This window comes from Streptomyces sp. NPDC051180 (assembly GCF_040689545.1).
Classification (GTDB): Bacteria; Actinomycetota; Actinomycetes; order Streptomycetales; family Streptomycetaceae; genus Streptomyces.
In genome coordinates this window covers 232,053-250,784 of sequence record NZ_JBFBBC010000008.1, presented here as the reverse complement: position 1 = coordinate 250,784, position 18,732 = coordinate 232,053, and the positions used below count along the sequence as shown (strand labels likewise).

General features: G+C 71.6%; 17 protein-coding genes. 9 read left to right on the top strand and 8 right to left on the bottom strand.

Annotated features, from left to right (window positions below):
* Window positions 1–30: 30 nt before the first annotated feature.
* On the top strand, window positions 31–1,188 hold the full coding sequence (locus AB0424_RS17175; protein WP_366306145.1) for an alkaline phosphatase PhoX: 1,158 nt from the start codon (window positions 31–33) through the stop codon (window positions 1,186–1,188).
* Here AB0424_RS17175 and AB0424_RS17170 read toward each other — a convergent pair.
* The 4 genes from AB0424_RS17170 to AB0424_RS17155 form a co-directional block, all read right to left on the bottom strand.
* Entirely contained in the window at window positions 1,158–2,192 is a 1,035-nt protein-coding gene (locus tag AB0424_RS17170) for a helix-turn-helix domain-containing protein (protein WP_366306143.1), read from the bottom strand. The two genes, AB0424_RS17175 and AB0424_RS17170, sit on opposite strands and share 31 nt — an antisense overlap.
* Before the next feature lie 610 nt (window positions 2,193–2,802).
* Window positions 2,803–5,514 carry a pyruvate, phosphate dikinase gene (gene ppdK / locus AB0424_RS17165; protein ID WP_366306141.1) on the bottom strand — a complete coding sequence of 904 codons (2,712 nt, stop codon included), beginning with the start codon at window positions 5,512–5,514 and terminating at the stop codon, window positions 2,803–2,805.
* A gap of 356 nt (window positions 5,515–5,870) precedes the next feature.
* The gene (dusB, locus tag AB0424_RS17160) at window positions 5,871–7,007 is read right to left on the bottom strand and encodes a tRNA dihydrouridine synthase DusB (protein ID WP_366306139.1); all 1,137 of its coding nucleotides are present in this window, start codon (window positions 7,005–7,007) and stop codon (window positions 5,871–5,873) included.
* A 30-nt stretch (window positions 7,008–7,037) separates the two neighbouring features.
* Window positions 7,038–7,931: a helix-turn-helix domain-containing protein gene (locus AB0424_RS17155; RefSeq protein WP_366306242.1), complete on the bottom strand. Its 894-nt coding sequence runs from the start codon at window positions 7,929–7,931 to the stop codon at window positions 7,038–7,040.
* A 113-nt stretch (window positions 7,932–8,044) separates the two neighbouring features.
* Here AB0424_RS17155 and AB0424_RS17150 point away from each other — a divergent pair, with 113 nt between their 5' ends.
* A complete protein-coding gene (locus tag AB0424_RS17150; protein ID WP_366306138.1) occupies window positions 8,045–9,535 on the top strand; it encodes an MFS transporter in 1,491 nt (496 codons plus the stop codon).
* A gap of 106 nt (window positions 9,536–9,641) precedes the next feature.
* Here the strand turns inward: AB0424_RS17150 and AB0424_RS17145 are convergent, their stop codons facing one another.
* Window positions 9,642–9,833 (bottom strand): DUF6243 family protein, encoded by a 192-nt coding sequence (locus AB0424_RS17145; protein WP_366306136.1) that lies wholly within the window; start codon window positions 9,831–9,833, stop codon window positions 9,642–9,644.
* Window positions 9,834–10,068: 235 nt separating this feature from the next.
* On the opposite strand from AB0424_RS17145, the gene AB0424_RS17140 reads away from it, so the two are divergent.
* The 3 genes from AB0424_RS17140 (at window position 10,069) to AB0424_RS17130 (ending at window position 12,544) form a co-directional block, all read left to right on the top strand.
* Complete coding sequence (locus AB0424_RS17140; protein WP_366306134.1) at window positions 10,069–11,106, top strand: aldo/keto reductase; 1,038 nt, start codon at window positions 10,069–10,071, stop codon at window positions 11,104–11,106.
* A gap of 16 nt (window positions 11,107–11,122) precedes the next feature.
* Window positions 11,123–11,713, top strand: a complete 591-nt coding sequence (locus AB0424_RS17135; RefSeq protein ID WP_366306132.1) for a TetR family transcriptional regulator — start codon at window positions 11,123–11,125, stop codon at window positions 11,711–11,713.
* 132 nt (window positions 11,714–11,845) lie between these two features.
* Window positions 11,846–12,544 carry a VC0807 family protein gene (locus AB0424_RS17130; RefSeq protein WP_366306130.1) on the top strand — a complete coding sequence of 233 codons (699 nt, stop codon included), beginning with the start codon at window positions 11,846–11,848 and terminating at the stop codon, window positions 12,542–12,544.
* A gap of 62 nt (window positions 12,545–12,606) precedes the next feature.
* Here AB0424_RS17130 and AB0424_RS17125 read toward each other — a convergent pair whose 3' ends face one another.
* Window positions 12,607–13,989: a glycine--tRNA ligase gene (locus AB0424_RS17125; protein WP_366306128.1), complete on the bottom strand. Its 1,383-nt coding sequence runs from the start codon at window positions 13,987–13,989 to the stop codon at window positions 12,607–12,609.
* A gap of 176 nt (window positions 13,990–14,165) precedes the next feature.
* On the opposite strand from AB0424_RS17125, the gene AB0424_RS17120 reads away from it, so the two are divergent.
* The 4 genes from AB0424_RS17120 (at window position 14,166) to AB0424_RS17105 (ending at window position 17,319) form a co-directional block, all read left to right on the top strand.
* Window positions 14,166–15,134 (top strand): metal ABC transporter substrate-binding protein, encoded by a 969-nt coding sequence (locus tag AB0424_RS17120; RefSeq protein WP_366306126.1) that lies wholly within the window; start codon window positions 14,166–14,168, stop codon window positions 15,132–15,134.
* A 26-nt stretch (window positions 15,135–15,160) separates the two neighbouring features.
* Window positions 15,161–15,928, top strand: coding sequence for a metal ABC transporter ATP-binding protein (locus AB0424_RS17115; RefSeq protein ID WP_366306124.1), 768 nt, complete (start codon window positions 15,161–15,163; stop codon window positions 15,926–15,928).
* Between the two features lie 15 nt (window positions 15,929–15,943).
* Window positions 15,944–16,837 carry a metal ABC transporter permease gene (locus AB0424_RS17110; RefSeq protein WP_366306122.1) on the top strand — a complete coding sequence of 298 codons (894 nt, stop codon included), beginning with the start codon at window positions 15,944–15,946 and terminating at the stop codon, window positions 16,835–16,837.
* Between the two features lie 71 nt (window positions 16,838–16,908).
* Complete coding sequence (locus tag AB0424_RS17105) at window positions 16,909–17,319, top strand: transcriptional repressor (RefSeq protein WP_366306121.1); 411 nt, start codon at window positions 16,909–16,911, stop codon at window positions 17,317–17,319.
* Between the two features lie 59 nt (window positions 17,320–17,378).
* Here AB0424_RS17105 and AB0424_RS17100 read toward each other — a convergent pair whose 3' ends face one another.
* Both AB0424_RS17100 and AB0424_RS17095 read right to left on the bottom strand, forming a co-directional pair.
* Window positions 17,379–17,891, bottom strand: a complete 513-nt coding sequence (locus AB0424_RS17100; RefSeq protein WP_366306119.1) for a YcxB family protein — start codon at window positions 17,889–17,891, stop codon at window positions 17,379–17,381.
* Between the two features lie 7 nt (window positions 17,892–17,898).
* Entirely contained in the window at window positions 17,899–18,723 is an 825-nt protein-coding gene (locus tag AB0424_RS17095) for an isoprenyl transferase (RefSeq protein ID WP_366306118.1), read from the bottom strand.
* Window positions 18,724–18,732: the final 9 nt, after the last annotated feature.

Here is an 18,732-nt window from a genome sequence, read left to right as displayed (position 1 = left end):
GCGGTTCACCACCCTTCTCAGGAGTGAGACGTGGAGCGACGCAGTTTCCTGCGTGGAGCGGTCATCGGCACGTCGGTCGCCGCCTTCGGCGGCAGCCTGTGGCACGGAGCGGCCTTCGCCGCCCCGGCACAGCCCGGAGCCGGCCCCTACGGGGCGCTCGGCGCGGCGGACGCGAACGGCATCCAGCTTCCGGCCGGGTTCACCAGCCGGGTGATCGCCCGGTCGGGCCAGACGGTGACCGGCACCTCGTACGCCTGGCACAGCGCGCCCGACGGCGGGGCCTGCTTCGTCGACGGCACCGGCTGGATCTACGTGTCGAACTCGGAGATCAACCCGAGCGGCGGCGCGAGCGCGGTGCGGTTCGACGCGGCGGGCACGATCACCGGCGCGTACCGCATCCTCTCCGGCACCCGGCAGAACTGCGCCGGCGGCAAGACGCCGTGGAACACCTGGCTGTCCTGCGAGGAGGTCTCCCTCGGCTACGTCTACGAGACGAACCCGTGGGGCGGCACCGCGACCCGCCGCGACGCGATGGGCCGGTTCAAGCACGAGGCGGCGGCGGCCGACCCGGTGCGCAAGGCGGTCTACCTGACCGAGGACGAGACGGACGGCTGCTTCTACCGCTTCCTCCCCACCACCTGGGGCAACCTCTCCTCCGGCACCCTCCAGGTCTTCAAGGCGTCCACCGCCACCTCCGGCACCTTCACCTGGCAGAACGTCCCCGACCCGGACGGCTCGCCGACCGTCACCCGCAACCAGGTCTCGGGCGCCAAGCGCTTCAACGGCGGCGAGGGCTGCTACTACGCGGACGACACGGTCTGGTTCACCACCAAGGGCGACAACCGGGTCTGGCAGGTGAACCTGGCGGCCGGGACGTACGAGCTGGCCTACGACGACTCGCTGGTCTCCGGCGGCGGCGCCCCGCTGACCGGGGTCGACAACATCACGGGCACCTCCTCGGGCGACCTGTTCGTCGCGGAGGACGGCGGCAGCATGGAGATCTGCGTGATCACCCCGGACGACGTCGTCGCCCCGTTCCTGCGGATCACGGGCCAGTCCTCCTCCGAGATCACCGGCCCGGCCTTCTCCCCGGACGGCTCACGACTGTACTTCTCCAGCCAGCGCGGCACGAGCGGCAGCTCCTCGGGCGGCATCACCTACGAGGTGACCGGCCCGTTCCGGGCGTAGTCGCCCGTGTAGCAGCGCAGGTCCACGGTCCGTTGGGCGCCGCCGAGCAGGGCGGCGCCCAACGGCGTCAGGGTGTGCAGGACCGCGTTGCCGTTGCGGAGGGTCGCGATGAGCCCGGCCTCCCGCAGGACGCCGGCGTGCTGGCTCGCCGAGGCGAGGGAGACCCCGGCCCGGCGGGCGAGCTCGCTCGTCGTCCCGCCGTCGCCGATGGCGTGCAGGACGGCGGAGCGGGTCTGGCCGACCAGTTTGGCCAGCGAGGAGCCGCCCGGGGAGCGGACGGTCGGCGCCTCGCCGTGGGTGACGGGGTAGACCAGGACCGGCGGCAGCTCGGGGTCGCGCAGCACGACCGGGGTCCCCCGGCAGAAGTACGAGGGCTGGAGCAGCAGTCCCCGCCCGTCGAGGTGGACGTCCCGGTCGACCGGGTAGTCGGCCTCCAGGACGGGCGCGCGCCAGCGCAGCATCGGCGGCAGCGAGGCCAGGAGTTCGTCGGCCCCGCCGTCGAGCAGGGCGCGTCCGCGCCGGGCCCGGTCGGCCTCGACCTGGGCCCGGATGTGCGGCCAGTACGGCTCGACGGCGGCCCGGTGGTATCCGCGCAGGGCCCCCACGAGGCGGTCGAAGGGCTCCGCTCCGCCGTCGGCGAGGGCCCGCAGCGAGTGGGGCACGGTACGACCGCCGGAGCGGTCGGCGGCGAGCAGGGAGAGCTCGTCGCGGAGCCGTTCCGTGCCGGTCGCGCGGATCGCCTGGAGCCCGTCGTCGAGGCCGTTGACCCCCTCCGCGGGCGTCAGGAAGTCGGGAAAATAGCCGCGGCTCGGCACCAGCGCGGCGAGCAGCCGGGTCTCACCGCCGAGCCTCATCCGCGTATCCGAGCGCCATTCCCCGTAGACCACGGGTCCGCGCCGGTCCCTTAAACGGTGAAAGCTGAGAATCGTTTCCCACAGAACATCCGGCCGGGCGGCGGTCCGCACCCCCGCCAAGTCGTTTCCGGTGAAATGAATCCGCAGCATGACGTCCCCACCTGTGCACTCGCAACCACCCCCGACAACGAGTATGCACAGCATCACTGCACGTTACCAGGGTGTTTCAGCCACAGTTGAAAGGCATCGCGGCAATCGGGGCGGAAACGAAAAGCTGTGCGGGTCGGGCAGGAAACCTTCAGGACCGAGGTGACGTGTCGAAGACCGTGGGGGGCTTTGCGCGTCTGGCGGCGGTCGGCGAGGTTGCGGCTCACCTGCCCGGCATCGGTAAAGGGCGCGGCCTCCGGGTGGGGATCCGGGGGTCGCGCCCGTCCCGTTCTTTGCGGCGCGGAACAGAAAAGTTCAATAGCCAATAATTCAATCGGCCGCAATTGAACAGGAACTCACATCCGATCGACGGCCGCGCGAAATCAGCGGGACGAAAGGCGACGGGACGGACACCTCTGCACAAAGGTGTCCGTCCCGTCTCTGTGATTCCGGGGCCGCCGCCCGCCGGTGAGGGTCGAAAGGTGACCGGCGGCGGCCCCGGTGGTCCCGTGGTCCCGCTGCTGAACCGGGGGTCAGGAGGGCCCGACCGCCGCTCCTGACCCCCGGTTCAGCAGGACTCGAGGGCCGCTGCTGAACCGTCGTTCAGCGCGGCTCAGCGGCTGTCGCTGCCCTTCGACTCGGCCGCCGCGCGGCCGGCCTCCAGGCGCGCCACCGGGATCCGGAAGGGCGAGCAGGAGACGTAGTCGAGGCCCACCTCGTGGAAGAAGTGCACCGACTCCGGGTCGCCGCCGTGCTCGCCGCAGACACCGAGCTTGATGTCGGGGCGGGTGGCCCGGCCGGCCTGCACGGCGCTGCGCACGAGGGCGCCGACGCCGTCCTTGTCGATGGTCTCGAAGGGGCTGACGCCGAAGATGCCCTTCTCCAGGTACGCGGTGAAGAAGCTGGCCTCCACGTCGTCGCGGGAGAAGCCCCAGACCGTCTGGGTCAGGTCGTTGGTGCCGAAGGAGAAGAACTCCGCGGCCTCGGCGATCTGGCCGGCGGTCACGGCGGCGCGCGGCAGCTCGATCATGGTGCCGAGCGCGAGCTTCAGCTCGACGCCGGTCTGCGCCTGGACCTCGGCGATGACCTGCTCGGCCTCCTCGCGGACGATCTCCAGCTCCTGCACGGTGCCGACGAGCGGGATCATGATCTCCGCACGCGGGTCGCCCTTGGCGTCGATGCGCTGGGCCGCGGCCTCGGCGATCGCCCGGACCTGCATGGTGAACAGGCCGGGGATGACCAGACCGAGGCGGACACCGCGCAGACCCAGCATCGGGTTCTGCTCGTGCAGCCGGTGCACGGCCTGGAGCAGGCGCAGGTCGTTCTCGTGCGGCTCCTTGCGGGACTCGGCGAGGGCGACGCGGACCGACAGCTCGGTGATGTCGGGCAGGAACTCGTGCAGCGGCGGGTCGAGCAGCCGGACCGTGACGGGGAGCCCGTCCATGGCCTCGAAGAGCTCGATGAAGTCCTGCTTCTGCAGCGGCAGGAGGGCCTTCAGCGACGCCTCGCGCTCCTCGTCCGTGTCGGCGAGGATGAGGCGCTCGACGTACTGGCGGCGCTCGCCGAGGAACATGTGCTCGGTGCGGCACAGGCCGATGCCCTGGGCGCCGAAGCGGCGGGCGCGCAGCGCGTCCTCGGCGTTGTCGGCGTTGGCGCGGACGCGGAGCCGGCGGACGCGGTCCGCGTAGGCCATGATCCGGTGCACGGCGGCGACCAGCTCGTCGGCGTCGTCGGCGCCGGCGTGCATGCGGCCCTCGAAGTACTCGACGACCGGGGACGGCACGACGGGGACCTCGCCGAGGTACACCTTGCCGGTGGAGCCGTCGATGGAGACGACGTCGCCCTCCTCGACGACCTGGCCGTCGGAGGTGGTCATCCGGCGGCGCTTGGTGTCGACCTCGAGCTCCTCGGCGCCGCAGACACAGGTCTTGCCCATGCCGCGGGCGACGACGGCGGCGTGCGAGGTCTTGCCGCCGCGGGAGGTGAGGATGCCCTCGGCGGCGATCATGCCGTCCAGGTCGTCCGGGTTGGTCTCGCGGCGGATCAGGATGACCTTCTCGCCCGAGCGGGACCACTTGACCGCGGTGTAGGAGTCGAAGACGGCCTTGCCGACGGCGGCGCCCGGGGAGGCGGCGATGCCGCGGCCGATCTGCTCGACCTTGGCGTTCTCGTCGAACTTGGGGAACATCAGCTGGGCGAGCTGGGCGCCGTTGACGCGCTGGAGCGCCTCGGCCTCGTCGATCAGGCCCTGGTCCACGAGCTGCGTGGCGATGCGGAAGGCGGCACCGGCGGTGCGCTTGCCGACGCGGGTCTGGAGCATCCAGAGCTGGCCGCGCTCGATGGTGAACTCGATGTCGCAGAGATCCTTGTAGTGGGTCTCCAGCGTCTCCATGATGTGCATGAGCTGGTCGTACGACTTCTTGTCGATCGACTCGAGGTCGGCCAGCGGCACGGTGTTGCGGATACCGGCGACGACGTCCTCGCCCTGCGCGTTCTGCAGGTAGTCGCCGTAGACGCCGGCGTGGCCGGAGGCGGGGTCGCGGGTGAAGGCGACGCCGGTGCCGGAGTCGGGGCCGAGGTTGCCGAAGACCATCGAGCAGACGTTGACGGCGGTGCCGAGGTCGCCCGGGATGCGCTCCTGGCGGCGGTACAGCTTGGCGCGGTCGGTGTTCCAGGAGTTGAAGACGGCCTCGATGGCGAGGTCCATCTGCTCGCGCGCGTCCTGGGGGAAGTCGCGGCCGGTCTGGGCCTTCACGATCTTCTTGAAGTGCTTGACGACCTTCTTGAGGTCGGCGGCGTCCAGGTCGGTGTCGCTGGCGACCTTCTTCGCGGCCTTGGCCTCGTCGAGGGCGTCCTCGAAGAGCTCGCCGTCGACGTCGAGGACGGTCTTGCCGAACATCTGGATGAGGCGGCGGTAGGAGTCCCACGCGAAGCGCTCGTTGTCGGCCTGGCGGGCGAGTCCGACGACGGACTCGTCGGAGAGGCCGATGTTGAGGACCGTGTCCATCATGCCCGGCATGGAGAACTTGGCTCCGGAGCGGACGGAGACGAGCAGCGGGTCGTCGGCCTGGCCGAGCTTCTTGCCCATCCGGCGCTCGAGGGCGTCGAGGTGCGCGCTGACCTCGTCGCGGAGCTCGACCGGCTCCGAGCCGCTCTCGAGGTAGACCTTGCACGCCTCGGTGGTGATCGTGAAGCCGGGAGGGACCGGAAGACCGAGGTTGGTCATCTCGGCGAGGTTCGCGCCCTTGCCACCGAGCAGGTCCTTCAGGTCCCTGTTGCCCTCGGTGAAGTCGTACACGAACTTCTGATCATTGTTTTCCGACACGGGTCCCGACTCCTCGATGACTCGGTTGGCTGCCCTGACGGCGAGGAACATACCCAGATCGAAGGCTTCTGGGGAGGTACGCCTACCGGACACTCGGTCTTAACCACCCGTCCGCCAGCACTTCGAAAGTTACCGACCGGAAGCTTCCGCTTTCACGGCCCGAAGGCTCCCTGGCTCGAAACAGCGAGATGACGCTCGTTTGAGCAGCCATTCGAGCAAGTGTGTTCAACTCTTGAACACAAAAGGGGTGGCACCCAGTGCCACCCCTTCAGGCGGTGCAGCCGGTCGTAACCTGCTCATGTGAGCGGCACCCCCCTCAGGGGTGGCGAGGATCACTCCCCAGGATAGGCCGGATCTCAGCCGCCGGACGTGTCCAGCTCGGCGTCCTCGCTCACTCCCGCGCAGTCGTACGGGTCCTTCAGCCAGCCGTCCGGCAGGACAACCCGGTTGTTTCCGGACGTACGGCCTCGGGGGCCGTCGGCACCCACCGGCCACGACTGGTCCAGGTCGAGCTCGCTCAACTGAGCGCGCAACTCGTCCAGGGACGAGGTGATCGCCAGCTTCTTGCGCATCTCGGAACCGACCGCGAAGCCCTTCAGGTACCAGGCCACGTGCTTGCGGAAGTCGATGACACCGCGTGCCTCGTCGCCCAGCCACTCGCCGAGCAGCCGCGCGTGCTTCACCATCGCGTCCGCGACCTCCCGCAGGCCCGGCTGCGCGTAGGCCCCGGTGCCCTCGAAGCCCGCCACCAGGTCGGCGAAGAGCCACGGTCGGCCCAGGCAGCCGCGCCCGACGACCACGCCGTCGCAGCCCGTCTCCCGCATCATCCGCAGGGCGTCGTCGGCCGACCAGATGTCGCCGTTGCCGAGGACCGGGATCTCCGGCACGTGCTCCTTGAGCCGCGCGATCGCGTCCCAGTCCGCCGTGCCGCCGTAGTGCTGGGCCGCCGTCCGCCCGTGCAGGGCGATCGCGGTGACGCCCTCCTCGACCGCGATCCGTCCCGCGTCGAGGAAGGTGATGTGGTCGTCGTCGATGCCCTTGCGCATCTTCATCGTGACCGGCAGGTCGCCCGCGTTGGTCACGGCCTCGTGCAGGATCGCCCGCAGCAGCGGCCGCTTGTACGGAAGGGCGGAGCCGCCGCCCTTGCGCGTCACCTTGGGCACCGGGCAGCCGAAGTTCAGGTCGATGTGGTCGGCGAGGTCCTCGTCGACGATCATCCGCACGGCCTTGCCGACCGTCACGGGGTCCACCCCGTAGAGCTGGATCGAGCGCGGCTTCTCGGTCTCGTCGAAGCGGATGAGCTGCATCGTCTTCTCGTTGCGCTCGACCAGCGCGCGCGTCGTGATCATCTCGCTCACGAACAGCCCCTTGCCGCCGCTGAACTCGCGGCAGAGGGTACGGAAGGGGGCGTTGGTGATACCGGCCATGGGGGCGAGCACCACCGGCGGCTGCACGATGTGCGGCCCGATGGCGAGAGGGGTGAACGCGGTCATGCGCCCCATTGTCGCGCACCGCCGGGAGCCTCAGGCGGCCGTGCCGCCCGCCATGGCCGAGCTCACAGCCGCGGGGGCCGCCTGCTCGCGGACCACCACGTCGAGGAGCCGCTCCACCCCGGCCCGGGTCTCGGCGTCGACGGGGACGTAGGTGACGAGGTGGGGACCCGCGTTCGGGCCCAGCCACAGGTTGGTGTGCTCGAACCTGAGCAGGCCGACGTGGGCGTTGTGGATGACCTTGGTGCGGCCGCCCGGGGCGACCACGTCGTGCCGGGCCCAGATCTCCCGGAACGCGGGCGAGGCCGCCTCCAGCCGCTGGACCAGCGCCTTCCAGGCGGGCTCGGCCAGGTGCTCGGCCATCGAGGCCCGGAACTTCCCGGCGAGGATGGGCAGGAGGTCGGGCAGATCGGTGGCCGCGGCCCGGAAGTCCTCGTCGGTGAAGGCCAGCCAGAGGGAGTTGCGGTCCTCCCGGGGCCGGGCGTCCAGGTCGCAGAAGAGGCGACCGAAGGTCCGGTTGTAGGCGAGGAAGTCGAAGCGGCTGTTCTGCACGGCGGCGGGGACGGGCTCCAGCTGTTCCAGGAGCGCCCGCAGCGTGGGCGTGACGGCCGGGCAGGAGGCGCCGGGGTGCGGGTCGCTCTGGCCCGCGAGGGCGAAGAGGTGGCTGCGCTCGGTCGGATCCAGCAGGAGGGCGTCCGCGAGGGCGTCCAGCACCTGCGGGGAGACCTGGATGTCCCTGGCCTGTTCGAGCCAGGTGTACCAGGTGACGCCGACGGCGGAGAGATGGGCGACCTCCTCGCGGCGCAGGCCGGGGGTGCGGCGGCGCCGGCCCCGGGGCAGGCCCACCTGCTCGGGGGCGATGCGCTCGCGCCGGCTGCGCAGGAAGGCGGCGAGCTCGTGCCGCCGGGTGTCGGGTGCCGCGGTCATCGCTGTCGTCACGCTCCCAGGGTGCCGGGCCCGTCAGCCCGTTGCCAGGTACTCGTTGTACCAGGATAAGAAGACTCTGGTACCAGGCTGAGCGACGGCGGATCGTCTGACCCGTGACGACGACACCGACTCCCGGCCGCACCCCCGCCCCCGGCGGCGCCTCCGCCCGCGGCGCCTCCGCCTCCGCCCGTACGAAGGCCCCGCCGGGCGGCGGCCCGGCCGCGCTCGGCACGGCGGGGCTCTTCACGGTCCTCCTCGGCGCCTCGCTGCCGCTGATCGACTTCTTCATCGTCAACGTCGCCCTGCCCGCGATCGACCGCGACCTCGGCGCCGGACCGGTCCTGCTGGAGCTGGTCGTCGCCGGCTACGCCCTGCCGTACGCCGTCCTGCTCGTCCTCGGCGGCCGGCTCGGCGACCTCTTCGGCCGGCGGCGGCTCTTCCTGGTGGGCATGGCCGCCTTCGGCCTGACCTCGCTGGCCTGCGGTCTCGCCCCGGACGCCTGGACGCTGGTGGGCGCGCGGGTGGCACAGGGCGCCGCGGCGGCGCTGATGCTGCCGCAGGTGCTCGCGACGATCCACGCCTCGACGGAGGGCCCGCGCCGGGCCAGGGCGCTGAGCCTCTACGGCGCGACCGCCGGCCTCTCGATGGCGGGCGGCCAGATCCTGGGCGGGGTGCTCGTGGCGGCGGACGTCGCGGGCACGGGCTGGCGGGCGGTGTTCCTGGTGAACGTCCCGATCGCCGCCGTGGGCCTGCTGCTCGCGGGGCGGAGCGTCCCGGAGACCCGCTCGGACCGTCCGGCACCGGTGGACGTGCCGGGGACCCTGCTGCTCGCCCTGGCGCTGGTCACGCTGCTCGCGCCGCTGACCGAGGGACGGGCGGCGGGGTGGCCGGTGTGGACGTGGGTCTCGCTGGGCGTGTTCCCGTTCGTGGCGGCGGCGTTCTGGCGCGCGGAGCGGCGGGCGGACCGCCGGGGTGAGGTGCCGCTGGTCCCGCCGGGCCTGCTGGCCCTGGTCTCGCTGCGGCGCGGCCTGGTCCTGCTGCTGCCGCTCTGCATGGGCTTCGGCGGCTTCATGTTCGTGATCGCGGTCGCGCTCCAGCAGGGGCTGGGGCTGGGCGCGGTGGCCTCGGGCCTCGCCCTGGTCCCGATGGCGCTGGCCTTCTTCGCGGCGTCCCTGGCGGGTCCCCGGCTGGTGGGGCGCTGGGGCATGCGGGTGGTGACGGCGGGCGCGCTCGCGCAGGGCCTCGGGATCGGTCTGCTGGCGCTGACGGTCCGGCACTCCTGGCCGGACCTGTCGGTGGGGCTCCTGCTGCCGGGGATGGCGGTGGCGGGGCTCGGGCAGGGCCTCCAGCTGCCGGTGATCTTCCGGGTGATCCTCTCCGAGGTCCCGGCCGAACGGGCGGGGGTCGGCAGCGGCGTCATGGTGACCACGCAGCAGTCCTCGCTGGTCCTCGGCGTCGTGACGCTGGGCTCCCTCTACCTCGGCCTCTCGGAGTCCGCCCCCGCCGGCTCGGCGACCCCTCTGGTGGCGACCCTCCTGGTCCAGCTGGTCATGATCGCGGTGACGGCGGTGCTGTCGGTCCGCCTGCCCCGGCCGGCGGCGTAGGGGGCGTCCGGCCGTGCGTGCCGGGTGCGCGGCCCGGGGGGGCGTCGCGCACGCGAAGGGGCCCGGGGCGGCGATCGCCCCGGGCCCCTCCGTGGTGCGGGTGGTGTCACGCGTCGGCGGAGCCGGTGTCCGCGCCGGTGCCCTGCGTGCGGGCGCGCATCCGGTCCAGCAGCTCCTGCTTGCGGTCGTCGGCCGCGCCGCGGCCGGCGGAGCCGCCCTGGGCGGTGCCCTGCCGGTCGGTGCGGGACAGCTTCCTGCGCTGTCCGCCGACGCCGAGGAGGTTGTTGCGCTTGGCCATGGGTTCTCCCGTCAGTGGGGTGTGCGGTGGTCGGTCGCCTGCCTGCTCGGCGCGCTCACTCGTAGATCTGGAAGAACGAAGAGGACATGCCGGTGACGCTACCCGGGGCCCGTGCCGCGGGCATCCGGTTTTCGTTCACCCTCGCCCGCCCCGGGGGGGCAGCCCGCTCCCCCGACACACCTTCCATCGAATGACAGATATTGAAATCTGTCATCGCACATGTCATGGTTGTTCCATGACCACGACACAGAACCCCGTCCCCACCCGCTCGCTCGGCACCACCGGCCCCGCCGTCTCCGCCCTGGGCCTCGGCTGCATGGGCATGTCCGCGCTGTACGGCGAGAGCGACCGCGCGGAGTCGATCGCGACGATCCACGCCGCCCTGGACGCGGGCGTGACGCTGCTCGACACGGGCGACTTCTACGGCATGGGCCACAACGAGCTGCTGATCGCGGAGGCATTGCGCGGCGCCCCGGCCACCGCCCGCGAGCAGGCGCTGACCAGCGTGAAGTTCGGCGCGCTGCGCACCGTCGAAGGCGGCTTCACCGGCTACGACGGCCGGCCGGCGGCCGTGAAGAACTTCGCGGCGTACTCGCTCCAGCGCCTGGGCACGGACCACATCGACATCTACCGGATCGCCCGCGTCGACCCCGACGTGCCGATCGAGGAGACCGTGGGCGCCATCGCCGAGCTGGTCGAGGCGGGCCACGTCCGGCACATCGGCCTCTCGGAGGTCGGCGCGGACACCCTGCGCCGGGCTGCGGCCGTCGCCCCGATCGCCGACCTCCAGATCGAGTACTCGCTGATCTCCCGCTCCATCGAGGAGAAGATCCTCCCCGCCGCCCGCGAGCTGGGCATCGGCGTCACGGCGTACGGCGTCCTGTCGCGCGGTCTGATCAGCGGCCACTTCGGCCGGGACCGGGAGCTGGCCCCGGGCGACTTCCGGGGCATGAGCCCGCGTTTCCAGGGCGAGAACCTCCAGCGGAACCTGGACCTGGTGGACCGGCTGCGGACGCTCGCCGCGGCGAAGGGCGTGTCCGTCGCCCAGACCGCGATCGCCTGGGTGCTCGCCCAGCGCGAGCGGCAGGGCGTGGACATCGTCCCGCTGGTCGGGGCCAGGAGCCGCGAGCGGCTCGCGGAGGCGCTCGGCGCCCTGGACGTCACGCTCGACGCCGCCGACCTGGCCGCGATCGAGGAGGCCGTCCCGGCGGGCGCGGCGGCCGGCGACCGCTACCCGGCGGCGCAGATGGCCCACCTGGACAGCGAGCACTGACGGGTACTGTCCTTCCATGGCCGCCACCGAGACCCTGACCGCAGAGCGCATCCTCGAAGCCACCGAGGAGGTGCTGCGACGCTACGGTCCCGCGAAGGCGACGGTGGTGGACGTGGCGAGGGTCCTGGGCGTCAGCCACGGCAGCGTCTACCGCCACTTCCGCACGAAGGCGGCGCTGCGCGAGGCGGTCACCGAGCGGTGGCTGGAGCGGACGATCGTCGCGCTGGAGCCGTACGTGGAGGCCGGGGACCCGGCGGACGAGCGCCTCACCGGCTGGCTCACGGCCCTCTTCTCCCTCAAGCGGAGGAAGGCCGGCGGCGACCCTGAGCTGATGGCCACCTTCCAGGTCCTCATCGGCGAGAACAGCGCGGTGGTCGACCGGCACGAGGAGCACCTCGTGGAGCAGATCGCCCGGATCCTGGAGGACGGCCGCCGCGAGGGCCGGTTCGCCGAGCCGGAGAAGGACGCGACGGCGACGGCCCGCGCGGTCTTCGACGCCACGGACCGCTTCCACAACCCCGCGCACGCCGCCGACTGGTCGGAGCCGGGCGCGGAGGACGCGTTCGCCTCGGTCGTCTCCCTGGTGCAGCGGGCGCTGCGGGCCTGAGCGGCGGAGGGCGCGACGCCCCCGGCTCCCCGCCCCCCTTGAAGATCATTTGGCCCGGAGTTTCCCCTTCCCTGTCCGGTGCGTGACTAGCGTTCCCCCGCACCTCGACCGTAGGAACTCCCAGGGGGAACCATGTCCGCACCCGCCAGGCCACCGGCCCGATCAGGCGCCGCCTCCGCGATCGGCTGGGTCCTCACCATCGGCCTCAACGTCGTCGCGCCGATCCTCACGTACAACACGCTGACCGAGGACCACGGCTGGTCCGAGTTCTCCGCCCTGCTCCTCAGCAGCGCCTGGCCGGTGCTCGACACCGCGGTCATGGTCGCCTGGCGCCGCAAGGTGGACGAGTTCGCGCTGGTCACCCTGGTCTTCCTGGTGATCACGGCCGTGGTCTCGCTCGTCGGCGCGCACACCGCCCGCGCGCTCCTGGTCAAGGACTCGTGCGTGACGGGCCTGTTCGGCCTGCTCTGCCTCGCCACCCTGCTGGCGCCGCGCCCGCTGATGTTCTACTTCGGCCGGAAGTTCGCGACCGACGGGACCCCGGCGAGCACGGCGTGGTGGAACGGTATGTGGGAGTTCGAGGGCTTCCGTTCCACGATGCGCACGATGACGCTGGTCTGGGGCGTGGCGTACGTGACCGAGGCGCTGGTCCGGATCGGGCTGGCCTACGTCCTGCCCACGAAGACCATGGTCACCCTGAGCCCGGTCATGATCTACGGCGTCCTGGGCGTCCTCGGCGTCTGGACGGCCTGGTTCGGCAAGCGCCGCGCCGCCGAGGGCGCCCGGCGCCAGGCGGAGGCCGACGCCGCGGCCGCGGCCGCGGCCGCCTGACGACACGGGAAAGCCCCCGGTTCCGCGTCGGAACCGGGGGCTTTCGCGTGAAGGCGCGGCGACTAGCAGCCGAGGAGGCGGCTGCCCAGGTAGCCCTGGATCTGGTCGAGGGAGACGCGCTCCTGCTTCATGGTGTCGCGCTCGCGCACGGTCACCGCGTTGTCGTCGAGGGTGTCGAAGTCGACGGTGACGCAGAACGGGGTGCCGATCTCGTCCTGGCGACGGTAGCGGCGGCCGATGGCGCCGGCGTCGTCGAACTCGATGTTCCAGTTCTGGCGCAGGTCGGCCGCGAGGCCCTTGGCCTTCGGGGAGAGCTGTGCGTTGCGCGAGAGCGGCAGGACGGCGACCTTGACCGGCGACAGGCGCGGGTCGAGGCGCAGCACGGTGCGCTTCTCCATGACGCCCTTGGCGTTGGGGGCCTCGTCCTCGATGTACGCGTCGAGCAGGAACGCCAGGAGCGTACGGCCGAGGCCGGCCGCGGGCTCGATGACGTACGGCGTCCAGCGCTCGCCGGCCTCCTGGTCGAAGAACGTCAGGTCGGTGCCGGACGCCTGGGAGTGCGCCTTCAGGTCGTAGTCGGTGCGGTTGGCGACGCCCTCGAGCTCGCCCCACTCGCTGCCGCCGAAGGAGAAGCGGTACTCGATGTCGGCGGTGCGCTTCGAGTAGTGGGAGAGCTTCTCCTTCGGGTGCTCGAACCAGCGCATGTTCTCCTCACGGAGACCCAGGCCGGTGTACCAGTTCCAGCGCTGCTGCATCCAGTACTCCTGCCACTCCTCGTCCTCACCCGGCTTGACGAAGAACTCCATCTCCATCTGCTCGAACTCGCGGGTGCGGAAGATGAAGTTGCCCGGAGTGATCTCGTTCCGGAAGGACTTGCCCATCTGCGCGATGCCGAACGGCGGCTTCTTGCGCGAGGTCAGCTGCACCTGGGCGAAGTTGGTGAAGATGCCCTGGGCGGTCTCGGGGCGCAGGTAGGCGACGGAGCCGGAGTCCTGGGTCGGGCCGAGGTGCGTGGAGAGCATGCCCGAGAACTGCTTGGGCTCGGTGAAGGTGCCCTTGTTGCCGCAGTTGGGGCAGTTGAGGTCGGTGAGGCCGTTCTCGGGGAGACGGCCGTGCTTCGCCTCGTACGCCTCCTCCAGGTGGTCCGCGCGGTAGCGCTTGTGGCAGGAGGTGCACTCGGTCAGCGGGTCCGTGAAGGTGGCGACGTGACCGGACGCCTCCCAGACCTCGGGAGCCAGGATGACCGACGAGTCGATGCCGACGACGTCCTCGCGCGAGGTGACCATGTAACGCCACCACTGGCGCTTGATGTTCTCCTTCAGCTCGACACCCAGCGGCCCGTAGTCCCAGGCGGCACGCTGACCGCCGTAGATCTCGCTGCACGGGTAGACGAAGCCACGGCGCTTGCTCAGGCTGACGATGGTGTCGATCTTGTCGGCGGCCACGGTGCTCTCTTCATTACGACGACGAAGTGCGAATGCCTCAGGTTACCGGCGCCCGCACCCCCCGTATCAAATCGGTTCGGTGGCCGGGGTGCGCGAGGACTCCGGGCGGGTCCCGTGAGGGGGGCCACCCGGAAGGCAATTGACAACCGTTTCCACTTTTGTTGAAAATGAGTGTCATGAACGTACGTCGCCTCATACCCAGCACCGCCCTCGCCGGAGCCGTCGCGCTCGGCCTCGTCACCCTCTCCGCCTGCGCCGGCACCTCCGACGCGGCCGGCAAGGGCAGCGGCGGCAAGCTGGACGTGGTGGCGTCGTTCTACCCGATGCAGTACCTGGCCGAGCAGATCGGCGGCGCCCACGTCGCCGTCGACACCCTGACGAAGCCCGGCGTCGAACCCCACGACCTGGAGCTCAAGCCGAAGCAGATCGGCGCGCTCGGCGAGGCCGACGTCATCCTCTACCTCAAGGGCGTCCAGCCCGCCGTCGACGAGGCGATCGCCCAGGCCGGCGTCGCGAACACCGTCGACGCCGCCACCCTCACCACGCTCGAGGAGCACGGCGCCGAGGTCGGCCACGACCACGCCGCCGAGGAGGAGCACGGCCACGACCACGGCTCCGAGGCGGGTGCCGACCCCCACATCTGGCTCGACCCCGTGAAGTACGCCGAGGTCGCCAAGGGCGTCGGCACCGCGCTGCAGAAGGCCGACCCGGCCCACGCCGCGGACTACGCGAAGAACACCGACGCCCTGGTGAAGAAGCTCGCCGACCTGGACACCGCGTTCGAGAACGGCCTGAAGACCACCGCCACCCGGACCTTCATCACCACCCACTCCGCCTTCGGCTACCTCGCCGAGCGCTACCACCTGGAGCAGGAGGGCATCACCGGCATCGACCCCGAGTCCGAGCCGAGCCCCGCCCGCATCAAGGAGCTCCAGGACATCGCCGCCAAGGACAAGGTCTCGACCGTCTTCTTCGAGACCCTCGCCAGCGACAAGACGGCGAAGACCCTCGCCGGCGACACCGGCCTGAAGACGGACGTGCTCGACCCGCTCGAGGGAATCACGGACAAGTCCAAGGGCGATGACTACATCGAGGTCATGCGGTCGAACCTCGCCGCGCTGCAGAAGGCCCTCGGCGCCAAGTGACCACAGCACAGCAGGAGGTACGCGCCATGGCAGCCCCGGATCCCGTCATCTCCGTCCGCGGAGCCACCGCGGCCCTCGGCGCCCGGCCCGTCCTGCGGGGCGTGGACCTCACCGTCGGGCGGGGCGAGGTCGTCGCCCTGCTCGGCGCCAACGGCTCGGGCAAGTCCACCGCCGTCCGCGCCGTCATCGGCCAGGTGCCGCTGACCGGCGGCACGATCGAGCTGTTCGGCACCGAGCGACGGCGGTTCCGCGACTGGGCCCGCGTCGGCTACGTGCCCCAGCGCACCACGGCCGCCAGCGGCGTCCCCGCCACCATCCGTGAGGTCGTCGCCTCCGGCCGGCTCTCCCGCCGGAAGTTCGGCTGGACCACCAGGACCGACAGGGCAGCCGTCGCCCGGGCCATCGACCTCGTCGGCCTCGCCGACCGCGCCGAGGACTCCGTCTCCGCGCTCTCCGGCGGCCAGCACCAGCGCGTCCTGATCGCCCGCGCGCTCGCCTCCCAGCCCGAACTGCTGATCATGGACGAGCCGATGGCGGGCGTCGACCTCGCCAGCCAGGAGATCCTCGCCGCCACCCTGCGCGAGCAGGTCGCGGGCGGCACCTCCGTCCTCCTCGTCCTGCACGAGCTGGGCCCGCTGGAGCCGCTGATCGACCGGGCGGTCGTCCTGCGCGACGGCTGTGTCGTCCACGACGGCCCGCCGCCCGAGGCCCTGGGCCAGCACGCGCTGCCCGGCCACGACCACGTCCATCCGCACGCGGCCGGCGAGCCGCTCCGTACGGGTCTGCTGACCTGAGGAAGCCGACCTGACATGGAAATCCTCCAGCTCCCCTTCATGCAGCGGGCACTCCTCGCGGCCGTCCTCGTCGGCATCACCGCCCCCGCCGTCGGCATCTACCTCGTGCAGCGCCGCCAGGCGCTGATGGGCGACGGCATCGGCCACGTCGCCATGACCGGCGTCGGCCTCGGCTTCCTCCTGAACTCCAGCCCGGTCTGGATGGCGACCCTCGTCGCCGTCGCCGGCTCCGTCGCCATGGAACTGATCAGGGCGTACGGCAAGACCCGCGGCGACCTCGCGCTCGCCCTGCTCTTCTACGGCGGCATGGCCGGCGGCGTCCTGCTGATCAACCTCTCGCCGACCGGCTCCAACGCCAACCTCAGCTCCTACCTCTTCGGCTCGCTCTCCACGGTCTCGGCCTCGGACGTCACGGCGATCAGCGTCCTCGCCGCCTTCGTGGTCCTCGTCACCGTCGGCCTGCGCAAGCAGCTCTTCGCCGTCAGCCAGGACGAGGAGTTCGCCCGCGTCACCGGCCTGCCGGTGCGCGCCCTGAACCTCCTGATCGCGGTCACCGCCGCCGTCACCGTCACGGTCGCCATGCGGGTCGTCGGCCTGCTCCTGGTCAGCGCCCTCATGGTGGTGCCCGTCGCGGCCGCCCAGCAGCTGTCGAAGTCCTTCCGCGCGACCTTCGTCCTCGCGGTGGCGACCGGCATCACGGTCACCGTCGCCGGCACGGTCACCTCGTACTACCAGGACGTGCCGCCCGGGGCGACGATCGTCCTGTACGCGATCGGCGTCTTCGTCCTGCTGACCCTGCTCGCCGCCCCGCTCGCGAAGCGGCGGGCCCGCGCCGCCGAGGCGGGCGCCGCGCACTGCGACGCACCGGTCCCGGCCACCCGGCGGCCGGCCGACGACGTGAAGGTCTGATCCCGGTCTGACCGCGGGGGCGTGGGGGGCTGGCAGAATGGCGGGGCAGACAAGCATTCAAGGAGGCCCCCGTGGTGACGGCAGGACCCCCCGTACGCGGCCGCTCGACCAAGCAGCGGGCCGCCGTCTCGGCGGCGCTGAACGAGGTGGACGAGTTCCGCAGCGCCCAGGAGCTGCACGACATGCTCAAGCACCGCGGCGACTCCGTCGGCCTCACCACCGTCTACCGCACGCTCCAGTCCCTGGCGGACGCGGGCGAGGTCGACGCGCTGCGCACCAGCGAGGGCGAGACGGTCTACCGCCGCTGCTCGACCGGCGACCACCACCACCACCTCGTCTGCCGCGTCTGCGGCAAGGCGGTGGAGGTGGAGGGCCCCATGGTGGAGCAGTGGGCCGAGACGATCGCCAGCGAGCACGGCTTCGTGAACGTGGCCCACACCGTCGAGATCTTCGGCACCTGCGCGGAGTGCGCGGTCAAGTGACCTGACATACGAGCGGGCCCGCACCGGGGAATTCCGGTGCGGGCCCGCTCGTCGTGTCCTCACACCCGGGCGGCGTGCCGGTCCAGGACCGCCCGCAGCCGGTCCGCCTCGGCCGGTGCCGCGAGCCCGCGCTTGGGCAGGTAGGCGAGACCGGTACCGGCCTCGCGGTCGGTGAACAGGACGAAGAGCCGGGGCGTCTCCGCGTACCGGGTCAGCAGCGCCCAGCGGATCGTCACGTCGGTGTCCCGCGAGGTCCACCGCCCGCCGGCCTCGTCCACGAACGCCCGGGCCTCGCCCTGCGCCCGGATCAGCCGGAAGACACTGCGGGCCGACGCCCACGGCACCAGCTCGACGGCGCCGACGGCCACCGGGCCGAGGACCAGCAGCTGCGCCCCCACCGCCACGTCGCCGGAGAGCAGCGCCAGGAGCCCGACCAGGAGGGCCAGGGCGCACGCCCCGCGTGCGGCCCAGCGCAGCGCCCGCCACCAGCGGGTGGCCCCCAGCCGGACCCGTACCGCCTCGTTCACCTCGTCGAACTCGGCCGAGTAGACGAGCTCCACCCCCTCCCCCACGGGCGCGTCAGCCCTTGTCGAGGACGGCGAGGTCGGCCGGGTCGACGCCGCCGAAGCGGCGGTCGCGCTGGGCGTACTCGATGCAGGCGCGCCACAGGTCGCGGCGGTCGAAGTCGGGCCACAGCACGTCCTGGAAGACCATCTCGGCGTACGCGCTCTGCCAGATCAGGTAGTTGGAGGTGCGCTGCTCGCCGCTGGGCCGCAGGAAGAGGTCGACGTCCGGCATGTCCGGGTAGTACAGGTACTTCTGGATGGTCTTCTCGGTGATCTTCGCCGGGTCGAGCCGTCCCGCCTTCACGTCCTCGGCCAGCGCCTGCGCCGCGTCCGTCAGCTCCGCGCGGCCGCCGTAGTTCATGCAGAAGTACAGCGTGAGCTTCGTGTTGTCCTTGGTCTGCTCCTGCGCGATCTGGAGCTCCTTGGCCACCGACTTCCACAGCTTCGGCATCCGGCCCACCCAGCGGACCCGGATGCCGAGCTCGTCGAGCTGGTCGCGCGTCTTGCGGATGAAGTCGCGGTTGAAGTTCATGAGGAAGCGCACCTCCTCGGGCGACCGCTTCCAGTTCTCGGTGGAGAAGGCGTACAGCGAGATGGCCCCCACCCCCATCTCGACCGCGCCCTGCAGCACGTCGAGCACCTGCTCGGCGCCGACCTTGTGGCCCTCGGTGCGCGGCAGCCCGCGCTCCTTGGCCCACCGGCCGTTGCCGTCCATGACGATCGCGACGTGCTCGGGGACGAGCTCCGACTGGAGCTTCGGCGGACGTGCGCCCGACGGGTGCGGTTCGGGGGTCCGGTACTCCCGGCGCTGGCGCCCGAGCAGTCGTGCGATGGCCATGGCGATGGA